This is a genomic window from Rubripirellula obstinata, from assembly GCF_001642955.1.
GTDB lineage: Bacteria > Planctomycetota > Planctomycetia > Pirellulales > Pirellulaceae > Rubripirellula > Rubripirellula obstinata.
On record NZ_LWSK01000221.1, the window covers coordinates 1 to 3,882 of the forward strand.

The window sequence follows — 3,882 nt, forward strand, 5'->3', positions numbered from 1 at the left end:
ATTGGAAGTCAAGCGTCGGTTGGTGCCCCGCAGGGTAGTCGGCACTTCGGTCAAGGTCCAGAGTCGGGGGCAAAGCGGTTTTAGTCGTGCGTTGGCAATGCCCCGCAGGGCGCGAGGCGGGCAGCAAATGTCCGCGACTCAGTCGGATAAAGGGCAGTCGGCACTCGAGTCTTGGTCGAGCGTTGGGGCAAGGCAGTATTGGTCGTGCGTTGGATATGCCCCGCAGGGCGCGAGGCGGGCATCAAGTGTTCGCGGATCAGTCGGATAACGACCGCGTTCTGCGGGCGGCGGGTGAAGACGTGCAAGCAGAAAAATAAGTCGACCACCGCCGCTCCGTCAGCAACGCTTGGTTATCCGTGGGTTTTGGTTACGAAGTGACCGAAAGCTGAAGGCAGCCAACGGGCATCCGCCACGGGAGTGGAAAACGACGACGGGACGTCGCCAGCATGAACCCCGCGAGGGGAAAACAACGGCGGGACGCCGGCAGCGCGCACTTCGTGCATGTGGGTGACATCCGTTGCCGAAAATTGTAACAAAGAAAATGGAGCTAAGCAAGTTTTGAGGCGTTGGGGAAACCACGTTTGGCGACCGGCGTTGGTCGATGCCCCGCAGGGCAGCCGGCACCACGTTCTAAGTTGAGCGTTGGGGGGCAAAGCGGTGTTGCCCGTGCGTTGGTTGTGCCCCGCAGGGCGCGAGACGGGCAACAAGTGTCCGCGGCTTGGTCGGATAACGGTATGCATCACCGAGGTGGCGGGATTTGACGTGCAAGCAGAGAGAAAAGCGTGCGGCCGCCACTCCGGTGCATGCAATGGTTATCCGGAAAACACCAATGCGACATAATCCGTCAGCGCGGACTTCGTCCACGTGGGTGACAATCACCGTGTGTATATCGTAGCAAAAATTAGAGGTTCAAGCAAGTTTCGGTGGGCAGTGTTAAGTCGGGTCCCAGAAGACAGGCGTTGGTTGTTGCCACGCAGTGCATCCGGCACTTCGCATTGATTGAGCATTGGAATTCAGGCGTCGGTTGATGCCCCGCAGGGCAGTCGGCGCTTCGGTGTTGGTCGAGCGTTGGGGGCAAAGCGGTTTTGGTCGAGTATCGGAGATGCCCCGCAGGGCGCGAGGCGGGCAGTCAGTGTCCGCGGTTCAGTCGGATAACGGTTGCGATCACCGGGCGGCGGCGAAAGACTTGCAAGCAATCGAGAAAACTAACCACCGCCGCTCCGGTGCATCGCATGGTTATCCGCCGTACTGCCCGGTCGCAATTGGGGCGTTAGCGATCGCGGCATCGACCGTACTGCCAGGCGGCCATTGCCATTCGCACCAAGTATAGCATTCCGCGACAAGTTCGATACAGCCATCGCGTCCATCAACGACAAAGTGAGAATGGCGAGTGAAGCCCGAAGGTAGCGTCGGAGTCCAAGCGGAGTCGATCACACGGTAAAACAGTGGATCGGGGCAGAAGTCACCGATGGTCCATGTGTCCAGAACGGGCCAAGTCTCAAAAGTGGAGTTTGGGGGACCGTATCCGAGGCATTCGACGCCAGTAGTGTCATCGTGCCAGTGAACGCGAACGAATGCAGCACCACCAAATGTTATTCGCACATAGTGTTGATCGAGTCGTGAATCGGCATTGATTCGGCCGGCGGGGAAACAAACACAGCACTCTGGAGTGACGTCGGTTTCCAGGTGTCGCAGTTCAAGGCCGCCCGACGGGGAAACCGTCCAGGGAACGCGGCAGATTTCGAGTGTCGGAGTCAGGTTGGCACCTCAGTCGGATAACGTCCGGGTTTTCCGGGCGGGAAGATTCGACGTGCAAGCAGAAAAAAAAGCGTGCAAGCCCCGCTCCGGAACAACCCATGGTTATCCGTCGGTATTGGTTACGAAGTGAGCGAAAGTTGACGGTAGCCAACGGGCATCCGCCGCGCGAGCGGAAAACAACGACGGGACGTCGCCAGCATGAACCCCGCGAGGGGAAAACAACGGCGGGACGCCGCCATCCAGGATTTAGCCATCGGAGTGATCATTGTATCGGAGTTCAGCACGTGACACCACGTAAAAACTAAGCGTTCAGCTTCCAGTTCGGCGTAAAGGCAAGAAACGGTGGTAAGTGTTCGAGCGTTGAATTCGGGATGCCTAAGGTGTCGCAAAGCTTGTGTGTGGTTGTTTTCATGCGACGCAGAATTGAAAAACCAAAATTACAGCAAGTCCGAGTTTTGGATGTGCCCCGCAGGGCAGCGTTGGATCAAGTCAGGCAAAATGGCGAGAATCGGAGCCAAGCACGAACGACAGCGCACCCGCTCGGATAACGTCCGACATCACCGGGTTGGGACAGTTGATGTTCCATTGGAAAACGCCCGCAAGCCCGACTCCGGTGCATGTCATGGTTATCCGCGATTGTAAGCCGCAAACGGGCCACGCAGATGGGGAAGCAAGTCGTCGTATGTGTGTATTGTATCAAGGAATGGAATAGCTGCCGACACCAATAGCGGAGCAACAGTTTTGTCGAACCGTGAGCGGAAGTTGTCTTCGGTTTTGCAGTTGAACCGTGCTTGATCCATCCCTATGCCGGTGCGTTCGTTTAGCTTGCCCCAAACATCAAGTGTGTTTCCCAAGTCATCCGGAAAGCGATCGTGAAAATCAAGATGCAGTCGCGGTGACGTTGGAAAAACACTGACGTCGTACCATGTGAAACGCGTTCCGGGATCGGGCATGATGACGTGGAACACATCGTCGCCATGCGTGCGAACGAAAGTGCAGCGTTTCGAGTCCGCGCACGAGAACCCGTGTGGGGCCAGGACGTTGCCAAACACTTCACGTGCGATACGGTCGAATTCGCGAGACTTCATTTACTTCAGTCGGATAACGGAAGCGATTTGCGGGTGGCGAGAGAAGACTTGCAAGCAGAGGACGGAGCGTTGCCGCTTCTCCGTCAACATCGCATGGTTATCCGCGATTATGGGGAGGGAGTGCAGGTTCAATTGGAGAGAAGTTTTAGAATCATCTTAGTCGTTCGAGGTCAGGAAAAAATTAGATCCTCGGAACCGGAGTTAGTGAGGAAGGCACAAGCCTGAATTTGCAGTTGGTGTTTGATTGAAGCGTAAAGCGTGGACCGGGTGCTCCCGGTCGGATAACGGTAGCGATTTGCGGGTGGCGAGAGAAGACTTGCAAGCAGAGGACGCAGCGTTGCCGCCACTCCGTCAACATCGCATGGTTATCCGCGATTATAGGGAGGGAGTGCAGTTTGCATTGGGGAGAAGTCTTAGAATCATCTTAGTCGTTCGAGGTTAGGCAAAATTCAAATCCTTGGAACCGGAGTTCTGGCGAAACGTTCAAGCCTGAATTTGCAGTTGGCGTTTGATTGAAGCGTAAAGCGTGGACCGGGTGCTCCCGGTCGGATAACGGTATGCATCACCGAGGTGGCGGGATTTGACGTGCAAGCAGAGAGAAAAGCGTGCGGCCGCCACTCCGGTGCATGCAATGGTTATCCGCAATACACCATCGCGATACGGTCCGTCGGCGCGGACTTCGTCCCTGTGGGTGACAATCACCGTGATGAAAGCGTAACAAAGAGCGGGCGTTCAAGCAAGTTTCGGCGAGCAGCAGTAAATCGAGTGTACAAGGACAGGCGTTGGTTGTGCCACGCAGTGCATCCGGCACGTCGGCATTAATTGAGATTGGAATTCAGGCGTTGGTTGATGCCCCGCAGGGCAGTCGGCACTTCGGTGTAGATTGAGCGTTGGGGCAAAGCGGTGTTGGCGGTCGTGTTTCATGCGTAGGTTGTGCCCCGCAGGGCGCGAGGCGGGCAGCAAGTGTTCGCGGGTCAGTCGGATAACGGTATGCATCACCGAGGTGGCGGGATTTGACGTGCAAGCAGAGAGAAAA

General features: G+C 56.5%; 5 protein-coding genes. All 5 read right to left on the reverse strand.

The annotated features are described in order from the left end of the window. Positions 1-630 precede the first annotated feature (630 nt). Positions 631-879: a hypothetical protein gene (locus tag RC85_RS27885; protein ID WP_149753260.1), complete on the reverse strand. Its 249-nt coding sequence runs from the start codon at positions 877-879 to the stop codon at positions 631-633. A 357-nt stretch (positions 880-1,236) separates the two neighbouring features. Beyond that, positions 1,237-1,602: a hypothetical protein gene (locus RC85_RS25035; protein WP_068267563.1), complete on the reverse strand. Its 366-nt coding sequence runs from the start codon at positions 1,600-1,602 to the stop codon at positions 1,237-1,239. A 782-nt stretch (positions 1,603-2,384) separates the two neighbouring features. Next, the gene (locus RC85_RS25040) at positions 2,385-2,846 is read right to left on the reverse strand and encodes a hypothetical protein (protein ID WP_068267565.1); all 462 of its coding nucleotides are present in this window, start codon (positions 2,844-2,846) and stop codon (positions 2,385-2,387) included. Positions 2,847-3,329: 483 nt separating this feature from the next. Next, positions 3,330-3,548, reverse strand: a complete 219-nt coding sequence (locus RC85_RS27890; RefSeq protein WP_162273276.1) for a hypothetical protein — start codon at positions 3,546-3,548, stop codon at positions 3,330-3,332. Positions 3,549-3,681: 133 nt separating this feature from the next. Further along, positions 3,682-3,882: hypothetical protein (locus RC85_RS28725; RefSeq protein ID WP_238383227.1), on the reverse strand; the 201-nt coding region annotated here is incomplete at its 5' end.